This is a genomic window from Thermopolyspora sp. NPDC052614, from assembly GCF_040678635.1.
Classification (GTDB): Bacteria; Actinomycetota; Actinomycetes; order Streptosporangiales; family Streptosporangiaceae; genus Thermopolyspora.
This window is the reverse complement of sequence record NZ_JBFATZ010000009.1, coordinates 201,491-221,019: the sequence shown is the minus strand read 5'-3', so window position 1 is coordinate 221,019 and position 19,529 is coordinate 201,491. Positions and strand designations below refer to the sequence as shown.

17 protein-coding genes and 2 pseudogenes are annotated in these 19,529 nt (G+C 72.2%); 9 read left to right on the top strand and 10 right to left on the bottom strand.

All coding sequences use genetic code 11. The features are described from left to right. The first annotated feature begins 53 nt into the window (after positions 1-53). Together AB0K60_RS21035 and AB0K60_RS21030 are read left to right on the top strand one after the other, a co-directional pair. Complete coding sequence (locus AB0K60_RS21035; RefSeq protein WP_364057303.1) at positions 54-2,663, top strand: NADH-quinone oxidoreductase subunit G; 2,610 nt, start codon at positions 54-56, stop codon at positions 2,661-2,663. Between the two features lie 23 nt (positions 2,664-2,686). Further along, complete coding sequence (locus tag AB0K60_RS21030; RefSeq protein ID WP_364057300.1) at positions 2,687-3,007, top strand: DUF5313 family protein; 321 nt, start codon at positions 2,687-2,689, stop codon at positions 3,005-3,007. Here the strand turns inward: AB0K60_RS21030 and AB0K60_RS21025 are convergent. The 3 genes from AB0K60_RS21025 to AB0K60_RS21015 are packed head-to-tail and all read right to left on the bottom strand — an operon-like array spanning position 2,934 to position 5,833. Continuing rightward, positions 2,934-3,971 (bottom strand): AAA family ATPase, encoded by a 1,038-nt coding sequence (locus AB0K60_RS21025; protein ID WP_364057297.1) that lies wholly within the window; start codon positions 3,969-3,971, stop codon positions 2,934-2,936. The genes AB0K60_RS21030 and AB0K60_RS21025 overlap by 74 nt on opposite strands. Beyond that, complete coding sequence (locus AB0K60_RS21020) at positions 3,968-4,393, bottom strand: ribulose bisphosphate carboxylase small subunit (RefSeq protein ID WP_364057294.1); 426 nt, start codon at positions 4,391-4,393, stop codon at positions 3,968-3,970. The genes AB0K60_RS21025 and AB0K60_RS21020 overlap by 4 nt, the downstream gene beginning before the upstream one ends. A 12-nt stretch (positions 4,394-4,405) precedes the next feature. Continuing rightward, on the bottom strand, positions 4,406-5,833 hold the full coding sequence (locus tag AB0K60_RS21015; RefSeq protein WP_364057291.1) for a form I ribulose bisphosphate carboxylase large subunit: 1,428 nt from the start codon (positions 5,831-5,833) through the stop codon (positions 4,406-4,408). 73 nt (positions 5,834-5,906) lie between these two features. Here AB0K60_RS21015 and AB0K60_RS21010 point away from each other — a divergent pair, with 73 nt between their 5' ends. Then, positions 5,907-6,776, top strand: a complete 870-nt coding sequence (locus tag AB0K60_RS21010; RefSeq protein WP_364057288.1) for a LysR substrate-binding domain-containing protein — start codon at positions 5,907-5,909, stop codon at positions 6,774-6,776. Between the two features lie 105 nt (positions 6,777-6,881). On the opposite strand, the gene AB0K60_RS21005 is transcribed toward AB0K60_RS21010, so the two are convergent. Continuing rightward, positions 6,882-7,409, bottom strand: a complete 528-nt coding sequence (locus tag AB0K60_RS21005) for a PadR family transcriptional regulator (RefSeq protein WP_364057285.1) — start codon at positions 7,407-7,409, stop codon at positions 6,882-6,884. Positions 7,410-7,655: 246 nt separating this feature from the next. Between AB0K60_RS21005 and AB0K60_RS21000 the strand changes: the two genes are divergently transcribed. Further along, positions 7,656-9,119 (top strand): aldehyde dehydrogenase family protein, encoded by a 1,464-nt coding sequence (locus tag AB0K60_RS21000; protein WP_364057282.1) that lies wholly within the window; start codon positions 7,656-7,658, stop codon positions 9,117-9,119. 52 nt (positions 9,120-9,171) lie between these two features. Here the strand turns inward: AB0K60_RS21000 and AB0K60_RS20995 are convergent, their stop codons facing one another. Further along, complete coding sequence (locus AB0K60_RS20995) at positions 9,172-9,426, bottom strand: hypothetical protein (RefSeq protein WP_364057279.1); 255 nt, start codon at positions 9,424-9,426, stop codon at positions 9,172-9,174. 406 nt (positions 9,427-9,832) lie between these two features. Beyond that, on the bottom strand, positions 9,833-10,039 hold the full coding sequence (locus AB0K60_RS20990; RefSeq protein WP_364057276.1) for a TOBE domain-containing protein: 207 nt from the start codon (positions 10,037-10,039) through the stop codon (positions 9,833-9,835). 109 nt (positions 10,040-10,148) lie between these two features. On the opposite strand from AB0K60_RS20990, the gene AB0K60_RS20985 reads away from it, so the two are divergent. After that, complete coding sequence (locus tag AB0K60_RS20985) at positions 10,149-11,069, top strand: methyltransferase domain-containing protein (protein WP_364057273.1); 921 nt, start codon at positions 10,149-10,151, stop codon at positions 11,067-11,069. A gap of 148 nt (positions 11,070-11,217) precedes the next feature. On the opposite strand, the gene AB0K60_RS20980 is transcribed toward AB0K60_RS20985, so the two are convergent. Beyond that, the gene (locus AB0K60_RS20980; RefSeq protein WP_364057270.1) at positions 11,218-12,711 is read right to left on the bottom strand and encodes an aldehyde dehydrogenase family protein; all 1,494 of its coding nucleotides are present in this window, start codon (positions 12,709-12,711) and stop codon (positions 11,218-11,220) included. Positions 12,712-12,843: 132 nt separating this feature from the next. Here AB0K60_RS20980 and AB0K60_RS20975 point away from each other — a divergent pair, with 132 nt between their 5' ends. The 4 genes and pseudogenes from AB0K60_RS20975 (at position 12,844) to AB0K60_RS20960 (ending at position 15,502) form a co-directional block, all read left to right on the top strand. After that, positions 12,844-12,993 carry a hypothetical protein gene (locus AB0K60_RS20975; protein WP_364057268.1) on the top strand — a complete coding sequence of 50 codons (150 nt, stop codon included), beginning with the start codon at positions 12,844-12,846 and terminating at the stop codon, positions 12,991-12,993. Positions 12,994-13,282: 289 nt separating this feature from the next. Beyond that, a pseudogene (locus AB0K60_RS20970) lies at positions 13,283-13,624 on the top strand (NAD(P)-dependent oxidoreductase); the annotation flags it as partial. A 289-nt stretch (positions 13,625-13,913) separates the two neighbouring features. Then, a pseudogene (tsaD, locus tag AB0K60_RS20965) lies at positions 13,914-14,717 on the top strand (tRNA (adenosine(37)-N6)-threonylcarbamoyltransferase complex transferase subunit TsaD); the annotation flags it as partial. Between the two features lie 2 nt (positions 14,718-14,719). After that, positions 14,720-15,502: a MucR family transcriptional regulator gene (locus AB0K60_RS20960; RefSeq protein WP_364057265.1), complete on the top strand. Its 783-nt coding sequence runs from the start codon at positions 14,720-14,722 to the stop codon at positions 15,500-15,502. A 54-nt stretch (positions 15,503-15,556) separates the two neighbouring features. Here AB0K60_RS20960 and AB0K60_RS20955 read toward each other — a convergent pair whose 3' ends face one another. Genes AB0K60_RS20955 through AB0K60_RS20945 form a run of 3 tightly spaced genes read right to left on the bottom strand, consistent with a single transcriptional unit; the run spans position 15,557 to position 19,277 of the window. Next, positions 15,557-16,894, bottom strand: a complete 1,338-nt coding sequence (locus AB0K60_RS20955) for an MATE family efflux transporter (protein ID WP_364057262.1) — start codon at positions 16,892-16,894, stop codon at positions 15,557-15,559. After that, positions 16,891-17,913, bottom strand: a complete 1,023-nt coding sequence (locus tag AB0K60_RS20950) for an LLM class F420-dependent oxidoreductase (protein WP_364057259.1) — start codon at positions 17,911-17,913, stop codon at positions 16,891-16,893. Before AB0K60_RS20950 ends, AB0K60_RS20955 begins: the two co-directional genes overlap by 4 nt. Positions 17,914-17,951: 38 nt before the next feature. After that, positions 17,952-19,277: a YcaO-like family protein gene (locus tag AB0K60_RS20945; protein WP_364057256.1), complete on the bottom strand. Its 1,326-nt coding sequence runs from the start codon at positions 19,275-19,277 to the stop codon at positions 17,952-17,954. Between the last annotated feature and the right edge of the window lie 252 nt (positions 19,278-19,529).

Below are 19,529 nucleotides of genomic sequence, written 5' to 3'. Positions count from 1 at the left end.
CCAGGAACAGCGAAACCCGGGACGAGCCAAGTCGAGACGAACCCAAGAGCGATGTGGCACGGGACGGCGGTGATCGGGGTGCGGGCCTCGTCACCCTGCTGATCGACGGGATCCGGGTCGCCGTCCCGGCGGGGACACACGTGATCCGGGCGGCCGAGACCGTCGGCATCGAGATCCCACGGTTCTGCGACCACCCCCTGCTCGACCCGGTGGGCGCGTGCCGTCAATGCCTGGTCGAGGTCGCCGGGGAGCGCAGGCTGCTGCCCGCCTGCGCCATCGAGGCCATGCCCGGCATGGTGGTGCGGACGGGGGCCTCCTCGCCGCAGGTCGCCGCCGCGCAGCGCGGGGTGATGGAACTGCTGCTGGTCAATCACCCGCTCGACTGCCCGGTATGCGACAAGGGCGGTGAATGTCCGCTGCAGAACCAGGCGATGTCCACCGGCCGGGGCGAGTCCCGGTTCCAGGAGCCCAAACGCGCCTTCCGCAAGCCGGTCGCGCTCTCCGCCCAGGTGCTGCTCGACCGGGAGCGGTGCGTGCAGTGCGCGCGCTGCACCCGGTTCGCCGATCAGATCGCGGGCGATCCGCTGATCGAACTGAGCGAGCGCGGGGCCGCGCAGCGGGTGGCCACCGCCGACGGCAGGCCGTTCGACTCGTACTTCTCGGGCAACACCGTGCAGATCTGCCCGGTCGGGGCGCTGACCAGCGTGTCGTACCGGTTCCGTGCCCGCCCGTTCGACCTGGTCTCCACGCCGGGGGTGTGCGAGCACTGCGCCGCCGGCTGCGCCCTTCGGGTGGATGTACGGCGAGGCGGAGTCGTGCGCCGCCAGGCCGCCGAAGATCCGGCGGTGAACGAGGAATGGAACTGCGACAAGGGCAGATGGGCCTTCCACGGTGCGACGGTGGGCGACCGGCTCGACCGTCCGCTCGTGCGCGACCGGACCGGCGGGCAGGTGGTTTCGTCGTGGCCGGAGGCGTTGCGCGCCGCTGCGCGCGGCCTCACCGACGCGCATGTCGGCGCACCCGGAGGCGCGGCGGTGCTCACCGGCGGGCGGCTCACCGTCGAGGACGCGTACGGGTACGCGAAGTTCGCGCGGATCGTGCTCCGCACGAACGACGTGGACTTCCGGGCCAGGCCGATGTCGGCGGAGGAGAGCCGCTTTCTCGCCGCTTACGTGGCGGGACGGCCGCTGGGCCCCACGTACGCGGACGTGGAACGCGCCCCGGTGGTGCTGCTCGTCGCCTTGGAGCCGGAGCAGGAGGCCCCCATCCTGCACCTGCGGCTACGCAAGGCCGCGCGCCGCGGCGGCACGGCCGTGGTCTCGATCGCGCCCTTCGCCTCCTCCGGGCTCGCCCGGGTGCCGGGCCGTCTGCTGCGGGCCGCGCCAGGCGCGGAGCCGTACGTGTTGGCGGACCTCATGGCGGACATCTTGACGGACCTCCCCGCGGACCCCTTGGCGGACCCCTTGGCGGACCTCGCCACGGTCGAACGCCGGGCGGACATTCCACCGCACAGGCCGGGCATCGCGAAACCATCGGACGCCGCGGCCGGGTGGGGCGGGACGCACGCGCCGGAGGTGGCGCGGCTGCTGCGGCTGCCGGGGGCGCTGATCCTGGTCGGCGAACGGCTGGCGGAGGTGCCCGGCGGGCTGACGGCGGCGGCCGAGCTCGCCGCGAGTACCGGTGCCGCGCTCGGCTGGGTGCCGCGGCGGGCCGGTGAGCGGGGCGCGCTGGAGGCGGGCGCGTTTCCCACGCTGCTTCCCGGGGGGCGGCCGGTGGCCGACGGGCGCGCCCGCGCCGAGGTGGCCGCGTGCTGGGATGTCGCGGACCTTCCGGCCACGCCGGGTCGGGACACCGACCGGATCCTGGCGGACGCCGCGAACGGGCGGATCGGCGCGCTGGTCGTCGCGGGCCTGGAGATCGAGGACTTGAGTCACCCCCGGGCGGCGCTGCGGGCGCTGGAACGCGTGCCGTTCCTGCTGAGTCTGGAGCTGCGGCCGAGCGCGGTGACCGAGCGTGCCGACGTCGTCCTGCCGGTTGCCGCCGTGGCCGAGAAGGCGGGCACGTTTGTCAACTGGGAGGGCAGATCACGCCCGTTCGAGGCCGCCCTGCCCGGCACGCCGGTTCTGAGCGACCTGCGGGTGCTCGACGCGATCGCCGCCGAGCTGGGCGTCCACCTGGGACTGCCGCACCCCGCCGCCGCCCGCGCGGAGCTCGCCGCCCTGGGCGGCTGGGCCGGGGCGCGACCCCGCCACCGGCCCTCCGGGCCGACGACCACCCCTCCGCCGCGCCTGCCCCGCCCGACCTCCTCGCCGACGCTCTGCGTCGAGGCGGTGCTGACCACCTGGCGGCTGCTGCTGGACAGCGGCCGATCCCAGGACGGCGCGGACAGCCTCGCCGCCACGGCGCCCCGCCCGGTCGCGCGGCTCTCCGCCGCCACCGCCGCCGAGCTCGGCGCCGTGGACGGGGACCCGATCACGGTCTCCGCCGGAGAGGGCGCGATCACCCTGCCGCTGGCGGTCACGGACATGCCGGACCGGGTCGTCTGGGTGCCCGCGAACTCGCCGGGCTCGGCCGTACGCAGCACGCTCGGCGTGACTGCCGGCGCGTTCGTCCACATCCGCCGGGCCGACCCGCCCGTCGTCATCGCCGGAGGCGGGCGATGATCCGCGACGCCCAAGGATTTCTGGTGATCAACGTGCCCGGCCCCTGGCGCCGGATCCGGTACGCCCTGGGGTTCCGCCTGCCCGCCGAGCATCAGGGCTGGGTGTGGCGCGACCTGACCGCCACCGGGTGGCGGGGCCGCATCCTGGGGGGTCACCTCGCCGTCGTGGTGATGCCGGTCTGCGCGGTTCTCGCGTTCCTGCCGGGCGAGTGGTGGATCCGCGCGATGACCGTGGCGATGGTCGTGGCCGGCAGCGTGTTCGTGGTGTCGGTCAACGCGAACGTTCTGCGGCATCACCGTTTGCGGCGGCACGGGATCGAGCCGGACGAGCGCTGGCATCGGTGAAGACCCGGCTGGCGAGAAAGTCTTCGGGACGCAGCGTGGTCAGCTCCGCCCTGCCGATCTCACCGCCGGTCATGACCAGCCGGTACGCGTGCCGCAGCCGGGCGCGCTCCAGCGCGTTGCGCACGCTGCGGGCGTTGGCGAACCGGGGCTGGACGCGTCGCCGGTCCAGGTAGTCGCGGAACACCGGCCCGGCCTCGGGGGCGAGTTCGTAGCCGTCGCGCCGCAGCATCAGCGCGCCGATCGCTTCCAGCTCGTCCCCCGTGTAGTCGGGGAAGTCGATGTGGTGGCCGACACGCGAGCTCATGCCGGGGTTGGCGGAGAAGAACGCCTCCATCCGGTCCGCGTACCCGGCGAGCATCACCACCAGGTCATCACGATGGTTCTCCATCACCTGAAGCAGGATCTCGATCGCCTCCTGCCCGTAGTCGCGCTCGTTGCCGACCCGGTACAGGTGGTACGCCTCGTCGATGAAGAGCACGCCGCCCATCGCGCGCTTGAGCACTTCCTTGGTCTTGGGGGCGGTGTGACCGACGTACTGGCCGATCAGATCGTCCCGGGTGGCCGTGACGAGGTGGCCGCGGCGCAGGTAGCCCAGCCGGTGCAGCAGCCCGGCCAGTCGCACCGCGACCGTCGTCTTGCCCGTTCCCGGGCTTCCGGTGAAGCACATGTGCAGGTTCGGACGGGTGGTGGGCAGCCCGAACCGGGCGCGCATCCGGTCGATCAGCAGCACCGCCGCGATCTCCCGGACGCGGGCCTTCACGGTGGCGAGCCCGACCAGTTCGTCGTCCAGGCCGGCCAGCACCTCGTCGATTCCCGATCGCGACCGCTCTCGCTCCAGGTCGACGGTGGCGTCGGGCGGAAGCGGCGGGAGCGGCGCGGGCGGCGCCGCTCCCGCCGAACCGGTCGATTCTTGGGGCATCCCGGGGTGCGGCCGGTGCATGCCGAAACCGGGCCGTTCGCTCACCGCCCGCCATACCTCTCCCCGGCCGGCCGGTCCAGCGCGTACGGGTGCGTACGGTAGCGAATCCGCCGATCGCCGGCCTCCTCCCGGTCGAGCCGGAAACCCGGCTCCTCGGCCGGCCGCTGCACGATGAACGACAACGCCGTCGTCTGGCGGCCATAGGAGGAGTCGTACGCGTTGAGCCGGATGTAGCGGTCCGGGTAGGCTCGGCGGCACTCGTTGATCTCGTGCAGGATCGCGGCGGGGTCGGCGGAGTCGAACATCGGCAGGCCCCACATGTCCCACAGGACGTTGCGAGGATGCGGCTCGTCGGTGAACTCCACCGAGCAGGGCCAGCCGTTGCCGAGGGCGTAGGCGATCTGCGCGGTGATCTCCTCGTCGGTCAGGTCGGGCAGGAACGAGAACGTGCCTTGGGTGATGCGCATGGGCTCGGGTCCTCAGAAGGTGGGGGTCGGGACGACGTCCGGGGTGTCCGTGGACTCGTACGTGAAGCTGATGTCACCCCAGGTGGACAGGGCGATGTCGAGTTCACGACTGCGTTTGGCGGCGGCCCGCAGAATGTCGGGGCCCTCCGCGAGGTAGTCGCGGCCCTCGTTCCGCGCCTTGATCATCGCCTCCAGCGCGACCCGGTTCGCGGTCGCGCCGGCCGCGATGCCCATCGGATGGCCGATGGTGCCGCCGCCGAACTGCAGCACCACGTCCTCGCCGAGGTGGTGCAGGAGCTGGTGCATCTGCCCGGCGTGGATGCCGCCGGAGGCGACCGGCATGACTCCCGGCATGGACGCCCAGTCCTGGTCGAAGTACAGCCCCTTCACCGGGTCGGCGGGGACGTGGTCCAGCCGCAGCGTGTCGTAGAACCCGGCCACCGCGTTCGGGTCCCCCTCCAGCTTGCCCACCACGGTGCCCGCGTGGATGTGGTCCACCCCGGCCAGGCGCATCCACTTGGCCAGTACCCGGAAGCTCACGCCGTGGGTCTTCTGCCGGGTGTAGGTGGAATGCCCGGCCCGGTGCAGGTGCAGGAGCACCCCGTTGCGCCGCGCCCAGCGGGCCATCGACTGGATCGCCGTGTAGCCGATGGTGAGGTCGATCATGACGATCACGCTGCCGAGCTCGCGGGCGAACTCGGCCCGCTCGTACATGTCCTCCATGGTCGCGGCGGTGACGTTGAGGTAGTGGCCCTTGATCTCACCGGTGTCGGCCTGCGCCTTGGCGACGGCCTCCATGCAGAACAGGAACCGGTCGCGCCAGCGCATGAACGGCTGGGAGTTGATGTTCTCGTCGTCCTTGGTGAAGTCCAGGCCGCCGCGCAGCGCCTCGTACACGACGCGGCCGTAGTTGCGCGCGGACAGACCGAGCTTCGGCTTGACGGTGGCGCCGAGCAGCGGCCTGCCGTACTTGTCCAGATACTCGCGCTCCATCACGATGCCGTGCGCCGGCCCCTGGAAGGTCTTCACGTAGTGCGGCGGGATGCGCATGTCCTCAAGGCGCAGCGCCCGCAGCGCCTTGAAGCCGAACACGTTGCCGATGATGGAGGAGGTCAGGTTGGCGATCGACCCCTCCTCGAAGAGGTCGAGCCCGTAGGCGATGGAGGCGATGTACTGGTCGCCCGCGCCGGGCACCGGATCCACCCGGTAGCACTTGGCCTGGTAGTTCTCGTAACTGGTGAGGCGGTCGGTCCACACCACGGTCCAGGTCGCCGTGGAGGACTCGCCCGCCACCGCGGCGCCCGCCTCCTCCGGCGGGACCCCGGGCTGCGGCGTGATCCGGAACGCCGCGAGCACGTCGCTGGGTTTCGGCTGGTAATCCGGCTGCCAGTAGCCCATCTCCGCGTACGGGATGACTCCGGCTGACCATCGGTTCGTCATATGGTGAGCGTGCGGCACGGATACTTGTATCGTCTATCGAGAATTCCCGTGTGATAGTGAAACGAATGCTCAAGTGACCGAGTCTCGTCTGCGTTCCTTCGTGGCGCTCGCCGACACCGGCTCGGTACGCGCGGCCGCCGGGCGGCTGTTCGTCACCGAGTCGGCGGTGTCGGCCGCGGTGGCGGCGCTCGCCCGGGACCTCGGGGTGCCGCTGGTGGAACGGGCCGGCCGCGGCGTCGTGCTGACGCCCGCGGGCACGATCTACGCCGAGTACGCGCGCCGGGTGCTGGGGCTGCTGGACGAGGGCCGGGCCGCGGCCCGCGGCGAGGCCGATCCGGGTCGGGGGCGGCTGCGGCTCGCGGCGGTGACCACCGCGGCCGACCACCTGCTGCCCACGCTGCTCGCGAGCTTCCGGGCGCGCTGGCCGGAGGTCGGCCTGGAACTGGAGGCCGGCCCGAGCGACACGATCTGGCGCCGCCTGGCGACGCACGAGGCCGATCTCGTGCTCGGCGGCCGCCCACCCGAGGGCATCGCGTCGACGGTGCTCGCGACCCGGCCGAACGACCTGATCGTGGTCGCCTCCCCCGAGGTCGCGGCGGCCTTCTCGCTGCCGACCACGCCGTGGGTGATGCGCGAGCCCGGCTCGGGCACCCGGCTGACGGCGGAGGCGTACCTCGCCGAGCGCGACGTGCGACCGCCGTGGCTGGTGCTGGGTTCCAACGGCGCGGTCATCGCGGGCGCCGCCGCCGGCCTCGGCGCCGCCATGGTCTCCCGCGACGCGGTCCGCGACAAACTACGCGACGGCTCCCTCGTCATCGTCAACGCCCCCGGCACCCCCCTCCGCCGTGACTGGCACGCCGTTGCGGGCGCCACCCCCACCGCCACCACCCGCCTCTTCGTCGCCCACCTCCTCACCGACCCCGACTGGCGCCCCGCCGCCTGACGGCGAGACCAGGCAACCGAGTAGCCGCAAGTAGTCACAATGAGACTACTTACCGGACCGGATAACAAGAGGGACGGCCGTGCCCCGCTGGAGGCGATACCGGCCTCACTCCGCCGGAGCCTCGACGGCCTCCAGGAAGCTCATGCTCGCCTGTGCGGTCTGCAATCGCCACGCCGCCAGGGTGCGGTCGAAGCCCGAGGCCTGGTCGCGGCGCCGCCGCAGGGCGGCGAGGATCGGGAGCAGGCGCTCGCGCTGGGCCTCCAGCAGGGGCTTGGGGTCCAGGCCGGCCCGGTCGAGCAGCGCGAGCTTGACCAGCAGTTCGGTGCGGATGTCGCGGACGTGGGCGACCGGATGCAGCCGCCACGCCGTCACCAGGTCGAGCCCGGCGGGGGTGATGGCGAGCAGGACACGGCGCGGGCCGCCACTGCCGGGTTCGGTGCCGGCGGGCCGGAGCAGCCCAAGCTCGCACAGCCGGTCCAGCGCGCGGTAGACCACCGGCCGGGGGATCTGCCAGATCTCGCCCAGCGGCCCCGAGGCGTCGGTCAGCCGGGCGATCGCGAAACCGTGCGTGGTGCCCTCGGCGACCAGGGCCAGCACCACCCATTCGGTGAGCGATAGCGACGGCGGCTCCATGCACACAAGCCTACCGGTGTCCTCTTGTGCATCCCTGCCGCAAAGTAGTCTTATTGTGACTACTAGCTCGACGGGCCGACACCGCCTCCCAACAACCTCTGTGAGCCGAACTTCCCGCCCGGCACCCGGCCCGCCGGGAACCCGTACGACGACCCGGCTCTCGTCCGATCCCGCTCGACGGGCGGGCCTGACGACCGGGGCACGGGCAGGGCCGGAGCTCCCGCAACGACTCGAAGGTGGTAGCCGATGACATCACCCCGTCCACTCCCCGAGATCACAACCGAGCTGTTCATCGACGGCGAGACCCGCGGGGCCGATGACGCCTTGCGGGTCATCGATCCGGCCGACGGCGTCTCGGTGGTGGGGTACGCGGCCGCCGCGGACGCCAAGCAGGCCACGGCGGCGGTCGCCGCGGCGCAGCGGGCGTTCCCGGACTGGGCCGCCTGCAGCGCGCGGGCGCGTGCCGCGATGCTGCTGGCCGCGTTGAAGCCGCTGGAGGCCGACCGGGAGGCCACGGCACAGGTGCTCACCCGGGAGAACGGCAAGATCCTCATGGAGTCGGTGATCGACTCCATCGTGTTCGAGCACCGCTTCCGGCTCGCCATCGACCTGGCCGACCAGGTCGAGCAGGTGACGACGCTGGCGGCCCCGCCGTACCGGACCGAGGTCTCTTACCTGCCGCTGGGCGTGGTGACGATCATTGTGCCGTTCAACTGGCCGCTGGCGATCGCGGCGGCCTCGCTGCCGCAGGCGCTGCTGGCCGGCAACACCGTCATCGTCAAGCCGCCGCCAACCGCGCCGCTGGCCCTCGTACGCACGGTCGAGCAGGTGGCCCAGGCCCTGCCGCCGGGGGTGCTGAACGTGGTGACCGGCGCCGACGCCGAGATCGGGCCTGCGCTGATCCAGGACGAGCGGGTGCGCAAGGTCTGCTTCACCGGCAGCCCGGCCGGCGGCCGCCGGATCCTGGCGATGGCGGCCGGGTCGCTCACCCGGGTGACCCTGGAACTGGGCGGCAACGACCCCGCCATCATCCTCGACGACGCCGACCTCGGCCCGGAGGCGATGCGGCGGCTGTTCACCGGCACGTTCGACTCCACCGGCCAGATCTGCATGGCCGTCAAACGCGTCTACGTGCACCGGTCACGGTACGAGGAGGTGGTGGAGGGCCTGTCCGGGCTCCTGGCCGACACCCGGCTCGGCCACGGCCTGGACCAGAACGTGACGATGGGCCCCCTGCACAGCCCCCGGCAGCTCGCCTACGTGCGAGAGCTGCTCGACCAGGCGCGCGAGGCGGGGGCCGAGGTCCGCGAGTACGGCGAGGCGGCCGAGGGCACCGATCTGTCCCGGGGCAACTTCCTGCGGCCGTCGCTGGTCCTCGACCCCGCCGACGACCTGCGCGTCGTCACCGAGGAGCAGTTCGGCCCCACCGTGCCGATCCTGCCCTTCGATGACGTGGACGACGCCGTCGCCCGCGCCAACGACACCTGGTCCGGGCTGTGCTCCTCGGTCTGGACCGGCAGCGAGGACCGCGCCGCCGAAATCGCCGCCCGGCTGCGCACCGGCTACACCTTCGTCAACACCCACGGCGCCGCCCACCTGGACGAGCGGGCGCCCTTCGGAGGTTTCAACGGCAGCGGCATGGGCCGCGAGATGGGCATTGAGGGAATCCGCGACTTCATGGACACCCATTCCGTCGGCTTTCCGGCGTAGCACGGCGGGCCACCGTACGAGGGCTCCGGCGTGAGTGGGCCTGCCCGGCAGGTCATCGCCGCCCCGCCGGGCCGCTGGAGAATCCACGGCCCGGCGGGGAATCGGCCCATCGCAGGATGATGAACGGCTCGGCGGAGGAAGGGTGGTGCACCCGCCCGACGGTGATCCGGTAACGGGCGGTCTCCTCCGGGTCATCCGACGGACGGGTCGGGAGCGGGATGTCCAGAACGCCGACGTCCTGGCGGATGTGGGTGAGCATGCCGTGGCAGGGCCCGCCCAGGCAGATCGCGTTCGGCGCGGGTTTCATCCCTGATCGACGTCACCTCCCTGGACGGCCTGCGCCCGCACGTGCCCGGGGACCGGATGGGACGCGGTGGACCTCCTGCTGAGGGCCGCGTCCCTCTGGCGCCCGGGAACGAGCGGCCGGGGGAGGAGCGCGATGACATGGTCGGCGCCCTTTTCGATCGCCGTCATCCAGCATCAGCCACCTTCCGCTCTGCGGGCGTTCCTCCCGGCGGTGCGGCGTTCCATCGCCGGTTGACGTCAGCCGAACCCATGCCGCCCGGTCAATCGAGCGACTCGGTAGTCACAATGAGACTACTTGCCTGCCCGGACTGACGAGCGGGCACCCCCACCCCTCGCGCTCCGGCCGAGCGCCGCGGACGGCGCCCGCCATGGTCGCGGCGGGGCGGAGCGCTCCAGGGATCGCTCGGTCATTTCACACCGATCATCACCTCGGAGGCTTTGATCACGGCGACGACCTCGCTGCCCTCCGTCAGGCCGAGTTCGTCGGCGGCTTCGACCGTGATCGCGGCCACCAGGCGGATCCCGGCCGCGTCGAGCTCGACGTTGGCCGTCGCCTCACCTCTCGTGATGGCCGTCACCCGTGCCGGAATCTGATTGCGCGCACTCAACCGCATGTCAGGCCTTCCCTTATGGTCGAATGGTTTTCGTCTCACCTCTGTTACCCGGGTACGCCGACGACACCCCCGTGACACAAGAGTCGAAGCGTGACGAAAGACTTGGAAAATGAGTGACATTCCGGCTGATGTGCTGATTTTTCGCTACGGCCCCGACCCCTGGCCGGAGCCCGTGCTCGACGCGCTGCGCGCGCACAACCTCGCTTTCCAGGAGTGCCGCCTCTACGCGGGAGAGAGCCCGCCCCCCGACCTGGACGGCTTCCGCGCCCTGATCGTCATCGGCGACCCCGGACGCGCCGAGGAACGTCCGCCCGGCTCACACCTGCGCGAGCAGGCCCAAGCCGCCGCCATGCCCATCCTGGACGTCCCGGCGGGCTTCGACGGGGCGCAGGCGGCGGCGTTCGCCGAACTCGCGGCCAACTCACCGGCCTACCGTTCCGTACGCGGCGTCCGTGCCTTCTTCGCGGCGCGCGCGGCCACTTGGGAGAAGAAGTTTCCCGACGACGGCCCCGTCTTCGCCGCGGCGATCGCCGAGCTGGCGCCGGGGCGGGGTTCGATCGTGCTCGACGCCGGATGCGGGACCGGCCGGGCCATGCCCCTGCTGCGAGATGCGGTCGGCCCCGACGGGCGGGTGATCGGCATCGACCTGACCCCGGAGATGATCTACTCCGCCCGCGAGCGCGGGCGCGGCGCCTACGGCCCGCTGCTGATCGCCGACGTGGCGCGGCTGCCGCTGCCCGAGGCGGCCGTGGACGCGGTGTTCGCCGCCGGGCTGATCTCCCACCTTCCCGACGCGGCCGCCATGCTCACCGAACTGGCCCGCGTCACCCGCCCCGGTGGCCGGCTGGCGCTGTTCCACCCGGTCGGCCGTGCCGTCCTCGCCGCCCGGCACGGCCGCCGGCTCACCCCGGGCGACCTGCGGGCGCGGGAGAACCTGACCCCGCTGCTCGGCCGTACGGGGTGGGCGTTGACCGCCTGCCACGACGAGGACGATCGCTACCTGGCGCTCGCCGTACGCACCCCCGCCTGATCCCGCCGGACGGGACCGGAAAAGAAGGGGGGCGCGGCCGCCGCCGAGAGCCGCTCGACGGGATCGCCTGGCCGCGCCCCACCCCAGATCCCCCGCGACGGTGGGGTGCGGTTCCACCTCACGGGAGCTTGTGTGAGCTCTTGTGAACTCAGGTGTGCAGCTGCGCGCAGACCGCCTTCACCTCGGTGTAGGCCTCAAGGACCTCATGCCCCATCTCCCGGCCCCAGCCCGACTGCTTGTAGCCCCCGAACGGCAGGGCCGCGTCGAACACGTTGTAGCAGTTGATCCACACCGTGCCCGCCCGGATCTTGCGGGCCAGCGCGTGCGCCTTGGAGATGTCGCGGGTCCAGATGCCCGCTCCGAGCCCGTACGCGGTGTCGTTGGCCTGCGCGGCGATCTCGTCCAGGTCGGCGAACGGCGAGGCCACCACCACCGGCCCGAAGATCTCCTCACGCACCACCGCCATGTCCGGGCGGGTGTCCACCAGCACCGTGGGCTCGACGAAGTAGCCGCGCTCGCCGTACCGGCTACCCCCGGCCACCGTCCGCGCGCCCTCCTCGCGGCCGGAGTCCAGGTAGCCGGTCACCCGCCGGAGCTGCTCGTCGGAGACCAGCGGCCCCATCTGGGTGTCAGGGTGCAGTCCCGGGCCGAGCGTGATGCCGCGGGCGATGTCGGCGACACCGGCGACCACCTGCTCGAACCTGCTCTCGTGCACGAACAGCCGCGACCCTGCCACACAGCACTGCCCATGGTTGAAGAAGATGGCGTTGGCCGCGCCCGGGATCGCCAGCTCGGGATCGGCGTCGTCGAAGACGATGTTGGGGCTCTTGCCGCCCAGCTCCAGGGTGACCTTCTTCAGATTGCCCGCCGCGGCGTGCACGATCAGCTTGCCGACCTCGGTGGACCCGGTGAAGGCGATCTTGTTCACGCCGTCGTGGGCGGCCAGCGCCGCGCCAGCGGTCTCGCCGTACCCGGGCAGCACGTTCACCACCCCGTCGGGCAGCCCGGCCTCGGCCATCAGCTCGGCCAGCCGCAGCGCCGACAGCGGGGTCTGCTCGGCCGGCTTGAGCACGATCGTGTTGCCCGTGGCCAGCGCCGGGCCCAGCTTCCAGGCGGCCATCAGCAGCGGGAAGTTCCACGGAATGATCTGGCCGACCACGCCGACCGGCTCGCGTAGCGTGTAGGCGTGGAAGGCGGCATCGGGCGCGAACGGCGGCGACAGGGTGATCGTGTTTCCCTCGATCTTGGTCGCCCAGCCCGCCATGTACCGGAACAGCTCGGCCGCCAGCGGAATGTCGGCGACCCGCGCCACCGACAGCGGCTTGCCGTTGTCCAGCGACTCAAGCTGGGCCAGCTCCTCGGCGTGCTCCTCGATCAGATCGCCGATCCGCCAGATGATCCGCCCCCGCTGCGAGGCGGTCATCCGCGACCACGGCCCCTCGAAGGCCCGCCGAGCCGCCCGCACCGCCCGGTCGACGTCCTCGGCGTCGGCCTCGGCGACCTGGGCCAGGGTCTCCCCCGTGGCGGGGTTGGGAGTGGCGAAGACCTTCCCCGAGGCGGCCTCCACCCACTGCCCGTCGATGAACAACCGGCGCGGCGTGGCGATGAAGTCCTCGACGCTCTTCTCCAGGGTCACCGTCATCGGCGTTCGGCTCCCTTCCACTCGATCGGGCCCATACGCCCGTCCTGCCGCGACCCTGAGGCCGCCCGGACCAAATGTAGTCACAATGAGACTACTTGTGGAGTGATAAGACAAGAGGAAACTCCGCTCCGCGTGCGGGCACCCGCGCTGACGCCCCGGGTGGGCCTGGTGATCGCCGACCGTTCCCCGGAGCCCGTGCTCGCCTGGGCGCTGCTCGACGTCGCCCGCGGCCGCGACCTGCCCGGCCGCCTGGACCGGCTACTAAACGAGCACCTGCCCTGACCGCCGCCTCCGGCCCGTGACGAACGCCACATCGGCACATAGCCGCCGCCTATCCGGCGATAGAAGCTTTCGCTTTGACGCTCACTCCGGCTCCCGCACACAGTGAGGGCACCTGACCGATCACCGGCGAGAGGGCCAAGAGCATGGCGAAAGTGCTGTGCGTGCTGTACGACGACCTGGTCGACGGATACCCGGCTTCCTACGCCCGCGACGACCTGCCCACCCTGGACCGCTATCCCGGCGGCCAGACCCTGCCCACCCCCAGGCGCGCTCCTACGACCTGGAGGGCATGCACTTCGGCACCGTCGCCGCCGGGCGGATCGGCCTGGCCGTACTGCGCCGCCTGCACCCCTTCGACGTACACCTGCACTACACCGACCGCCGGCGGCTCCCCCGGCGAGACCGAGGAACAACTCAACCTGACCTTCCACCCCAGCACCGCCGACATGGTCCCGCACTGCGACGTCGTCACCATCAACGCCCCCCGCACCCCGAGACCGAAGGAATGTTCGACGACAAGCTCATCGCGACCGTGAAACGCGGCGCCTACCTGATCAACACCGCCCGCGCCAAGATCTGCGACCGCGACGCGATCGTGCGCGCCCTGGAAAGCGGGCAGCTCGCCGGATACGCGGGCGACGTGTGGTTCCCCCAGCCCGCCGTGCCCGACCACCCCTGGCGGACATTGCAAGCTATGCGTAACAACGCTACTACCGCGACAATCGGCTGGGCGGTCGTGACCCTCCATTCGGCGGGGCCTAATCGGCAACGCCGCGGCTTGTCCGGCGCATGCCGCGGCGGGTGGGCCACATCTCCGCGGGCGGTGGCCCTGGGCGAGTCCGGAAGCTGTCACCGCCCATGCCGGGAAGCTGGGCCGTTCTCGCCTATCATTTGTAGTTGCAATAAACTCGCGATAAGGAGTGGACGTGGCCACCGTCCTGGGGATCGAGACCTCGTGCGACGAGACCGGCGTCGGCATCGTCGCCGATGGGCGCATTCTGGGCGCGGCGCTGGCCAGTTCGATGGAGGAGCACGCCCGGTTCGGCGGCGTCGTGCCGGAGATCGCCGCCAGGGCGCACCTGGAATCGTTGGTGCCCTGCCTGCGCTCGGCCATGGAGCAGGCACGGATCGAGCCCGGCGAGATCGACGCGATCGCGGTCACCGCCGGCCCGGGGCTGTCGACCGCGCTGCAAACGGGGCTCGCCGCGGCCAAGGCACTCGCGTTCGGCTGGGGCAAGCCGCTGTACGGCGTGCACCACCTGGCCGGGCACGTCGCCGCGGACACCCTGGAGCACGGCCCACCGCCGGCCCGCTCCGTCACGCTGATCGTCTCCGGCGGCCACACCTCGCTGCTGCTGCTCAACGACCTGGCCCGCGACCCGATCGTGCACCTGGGCGAAACCCGCGACGACGCGGCGGGAGAGGCGTTCGACAAGGTCGCACGCCTCCTCGGCCTGGCTTATCCGGGCGGTCCCGCGGTCGGTCGCGCGGCCGCCGAGGGGAACCGCGACGCGTTCGCCTTTCCCCGCGCCATGCTCGGCCAGGGCCTCGACTTCTCCTTCTCCGGGCTCAAGAGCGCCGTCGCCCGTCAGGTCGAGCAGGATCCGGACCTGTCCGTCCCGGACGTCGCCGCCTCCTTCCAGGAGGCCGTGGTCGACGTCCTCACCCGTAAGGCCGTCGCCGCCTGCCAGGAACACGGCGTCGGCACGCTGGTGATCGTCGGCACATGAGTATGCAACAGCAGCCCAAGGTGAACGCCAAGCTTCACGCGCCTGTGGGGCAACTTGTGCGCGACGAGGTGGCGGACAGAGTCCTGTGCCATATCTGCGGGCGCTGGTTCCGGGCGCTGGGCAGCCATGTCCGGGTTCACGGCCTGACCGCGGACGACTATCGCGCCGCCTTCGGCCTGTTCGCCACCAAGGCGCTGTCGTCGTACGAGTACTCCAGCGCGCGCAGTGCCACGCAACGGCGTGTTTACCAGAGTTCACCTCACACCCGCGACAACCTCGCACCCGGTCGTCGACTGGCCGGCACCGGCGTGCTCAACACACTCGCCCGCCGGACGAGCCCGCAGCGCCGTGCCGCCCAGTTGGACGAACTGCGAGCCGGTAGGGCCACCCGTACCCGCGCCGCACGTGAAAACCTCCGGGAGGCGCTGCGCGAACTGGGCTATTCCGACGTCGGGGAGGGCCTGGCCACGTTGTACGGCGAGCGTCAGAGCAGCATGGAAGCACTGGCACGCCGGCTCGGCGTGGGCAGAGCCACCCTCCGCCGCGCGCTGACCGAGCACGGTGTGCCGCTGCGAGGATCGGGCGTCAACACCGACGCGGGACGCCGATCGCGCGTCGCCACGAACATCGCTCGAACGGCCGACCGGGTCGGCACCCCGGATCTGCGTCAGTGGCTCCGGGAGCGGCGAGCGGAAGGTTGGAGCCTGAGGCGTCTGGCCAGGCACCTCGATCGGAGCGTGCCCTGGATCCGGGCCCGGTTGGCCGACGGCGAATCCTGAGGCCGACGCGGCGTGCGTAGGGACGGCGTCATGCCCCGGACAGGGCGATGGGCGTCATCCCGCGCGTACGGCCGGCTCGCGACGTGATCGAGGGCGGGCGCGAAGCCGTAGCAGCGCGGCCAGCACGACGGTGAACGCGGTCCATGCCAGATAGAGGCCCGGCAGCCCCAGCCCGCCCGGTACGCCGAGGAACCACGCCAGCGGGATGAGCACCAGATAGTCGCCCGCGACGCTCGCGATCATCACGGACCGGGTGTCCCCCCTGGCACGCAGGAGGCAGCCGTAGGACATGGCGAGCACCATCGGCGCCATGCTCAGCAGGGCGAGCGGCACCGCCTGCCAGGCCAGGGCGCCGATCTCGGCGTTCTCGGTGACCAGCGACAGCAGCGGACGGCCCAGCGGCAGCATGCCGCCGGCCGGGACCGCGTACACGATCAGCAGCAGCCGGACCCCGGTGCGCCGCCACAGCTCGGCCCGCGCCGGGTCACCCGCCCCCAGCTCGTGCCCGGCGAGGATGGTGATGGGGGCGGCGGCCGAGTTCATCGCGGTGAAGACGATGAGCAGGAGGTTGTCCACGATTCGGTAGGCGGCCAGCTCGGAGGTGCCCATCCGCGCCGCGAAGCCCGCGAGCAGCGCCTCGTTGACGTAGCCGACGCCCATCGCGCTCATCTCCGGCCAGCCGATGGCCCACAGGCCGCGGAGCACGCGGCCGGTTCCGGCACCGCCCGCGGGAACGCGCGGCAGGCGGACGCGGGCGTGTACCAGCAGGAACGCGGCGCCGGCCGCGGTGGCCGCGAGGGTGGCGATCGCCGCGCCGACGACGCCCAGCCCGGCCGCGAAGATCAGTAGTAGGCCCAGCGGCAGGTTCACCGCGTTGACCAGCAGCGCGTTGTACATGGCGGCCCGCGTCACCCCGACGCCCGCGCAGGCGCTCTGCAGCGTGAACGACGCGGCGGCGAACGGCACCGCGAAGGCGAGCACCCGCAGATACGCCGTGCCCGGCCCGGCGAGCTCGGCCGACGCGCCCAGCACCGTCAGCACCGGTCCGGCGATGACGTACAGGACCGCGCCGATGATCGCCCCGGCGACGATCGAGGCGGCCAGCCCCACCCGTGCCACCCGGGTCACCGCCGCGGGCGTCCCGGCTCCGTGCGCGTGGGCGACCTTGACCTGTACGGCCGTCGCCCATCCCCGCACGATCACCAGGGCGATCAGATAGGCGGGGGCGGCCAGCGCGAACGCGGCCAGCGCTTGGGCGGACCACCGGGCCAGCAGGACCGTGTCGACGACGTTGACGACGATCTGCGTCAGCCCGGCCACCAGCAGCGGCGCCGCGAGCGCCCACAGCCGCCGCACCGACGGCGCCGCACCGACCGCCGCCGGTTCGCTCACAGGGCGGCCCGCGCGGCTTCCAGCAGTTCGGTGTCCCGGCTGAGCAGGATGAGCGTGTCCACCCGGGACTCGCGCCAGGCCGCGAGCCGCTCGACGATCGCCTCGATCGGGCCGAGCAGCGCCACCTCGTCCAGCAGCCGGTCGGGCACCGCCGCCGCGGCCGCCGCCTTGTCGCCGTCCGCGAAGTGCTTGCGTACGTCGTGCGCCGCGCCTTCGTAGCCCATCTGAGCGACGACGTCGGTGTAGGTGTTGCGCACGCCCGGGGCGGCCGCGCCGATCAGGTGGGCGAACAGCGGGCGCAGCCCGTCCCGCCCCTCCTGGACGGTGCGGGCGCGGGCCACGTAGACGATGGGGCAGATCCTCACCTCGCCCGGGGAGCGTCCCGCCCGCGCGATGCCCTCCTCCAGCGGGGCCAGAATGGCGGTCTCATGCTCGGGGGCGTACATGCCCGCCAGCCAGCCGTCGGCGATCTCACCGGTGAGGGCGAGATTGCGGGGACCGATGGCGGCCAGGTAGACGGGCACGTGCGGGCGCAGCGGCGTCATCTCCGAGCGGATCGGCCTGGCCCGGCCGGTCGACCCCGGCCCGGTGTACGGGAGGGTGTAGATCTCGCCCTCGTACCGTACGCGTTCCTCGTGCGCGATGGCCTTGCGCACGATCTCGACGTACTCGCGGGTACGCCGGAGCGGGCGCTCGTACGGCAGGCCGTGCCAGCCCTCGACGATCCAGGGCACCGACAGCCCGAGCCCGAGCCGGAACCGGCCGTGCGACAGCACGTCCAGAGTCATCGCGGTCATCGCCGTCGCGGCGGGGGTGCGTGCCGGGATCTGCATGATCGCGGTACCCAGCTCAATGCGTTCGGTGACGGCCGCCAGGTAGCCCAGCACGCTGACGGCGTCCGGGCCGTACTCCTCCACGCTCCACACCGAGTCGACGCCGATCCGCTCGGCATGCCGGATCACCGGGAGCATTTGCTCAATGGGTTCACCCCCGTAGCCCATGGCCAGTCCCAGCCGCATGCGCCCTCCTTCGGTTCGGCTCGTGGTGCTCTCGGTCATCAGGCGAACGGCAGGGGCCGCAGCACAAGGGCGTCCTCGGTGAGCGGCCCCGGCACCCAGCCACGCGCGACGGGCTCGGCCGCCAGCCGGTTTCCGCCGAGGAGCGGGAAAGCCGCCGGGGCGCTGCCGTACAGGCCCGGCACCAGCACCCGGACCACGCTCAGCCCCGCCGCCCGCACGTCCCGCGTCGTCAGGTCCACCGCGTACACGCGCAGCCCCTGCTCGGCGAGCGACCGCAGCGGTCCGACGGTTTCGGGCGGGAGCGGCGGCCCGGACGGCACGCGCAGCCGGTCCAGTACGGCGTCCTGCAGGCGTTCGTCGAGATACACCTGGACGTGCATGCGCACGTCGTTCAGGTCGCGCCAGCCGTGCCGCAGATCGTCCAGGTAGGCCCGGTCCTCGCGGTACGGCAGGTAGGGCCGCCGGGTGATCGCGCCGCACCGGACCCCGCGCCAGAAGGGGCCGTCGCCGTCGAGCAGTTCGAGCCCGGTCTCGTAGGTGCCGATCGCCTCGGTGAACGCCTTGGCGGCGGCCTCCTCGGCGGTGGCCCGGCAGGCGCTGCCGAACCCCACGACCCGGCGCCGCCGGTCCTCCACGAAGACCGCGGCCACCATCGCGTCGAACGTCGAGGGCACCCGCAGCAGCGACACCGCGAGCCCGGCCTCGGCGGCCTCCCGCAACCCCGTCGCCAAGGGGCCCTCGGCCGGCGCCGGAAGCGGGGAGGCCGGGGCGCCGCTGTGCCACCACAAGGTCACCGCGTCGCGTTCCAGCACCTCCCGCAGCGCGGCCTCGCGCGCCCGCTCCGGCGAGTCGGCGGCCGCCGTCCCGGCCAGCACGGGGTAGTTCGTCGGCGGCTCCTCCCGGCGCGGGCCGCGGAAGTAGTTGACGTACGTCAGCGAGGCGGGCACCAGGACGCGTCCGCCGTCCAGGTCCTCGGCGGCGGTCCAGGCGATCTCCAGATCCGCCGTCATCGGCGTGAACGGGAAGCCCCGCGCCTCGTACTGGCCCTTGGAGTAGAGGGCGAACGTCCGGGGATCGACGGCGGGCTCGGCCAGCGTGCGGAACCCGGCACGGATCAGCCCATCGGGGACGTGGTCGGCGCAGTGGCGTTCGACCGCCTCGCCGATCGCGGCCTTGCGCGCCGCGTCGTCGTCGCCCAGGCTCGCACCGCCGGTCACCTGGTGGACGGACGCCGTATCCGGGTGGCTCGCCGGGTAGGCGGAGTAGGAGATCATGCTCGGGACGACCGGGGCGCGCGGCCGATCCCGCCGGATCCTGCTGATCAGCCCGAGTTCCTCGTCTACCAGTGGGCGGGGTCGTCGCACGCGGCTCCTCTCACCTGTGGCCATCGTGGACGGCCGTCATGGCCGGCCGTCGTTCCCCCGGGGGCCGGGACCGGCGAGGGCCCCGGCCGTACCGCCGACGGCGGCTACTCGTCGTCCTCTTCCTCACGCCACTCGAACGGCGCGTCCACCGCGGGGGTGTGGGACTTCACGCAGGACTGCAGGTCCTCGGGCTCGGCGAAACCGGCGTGCCTCATGTGTGTCCTCCTTCGGCCGTGCATATCACGCACTACT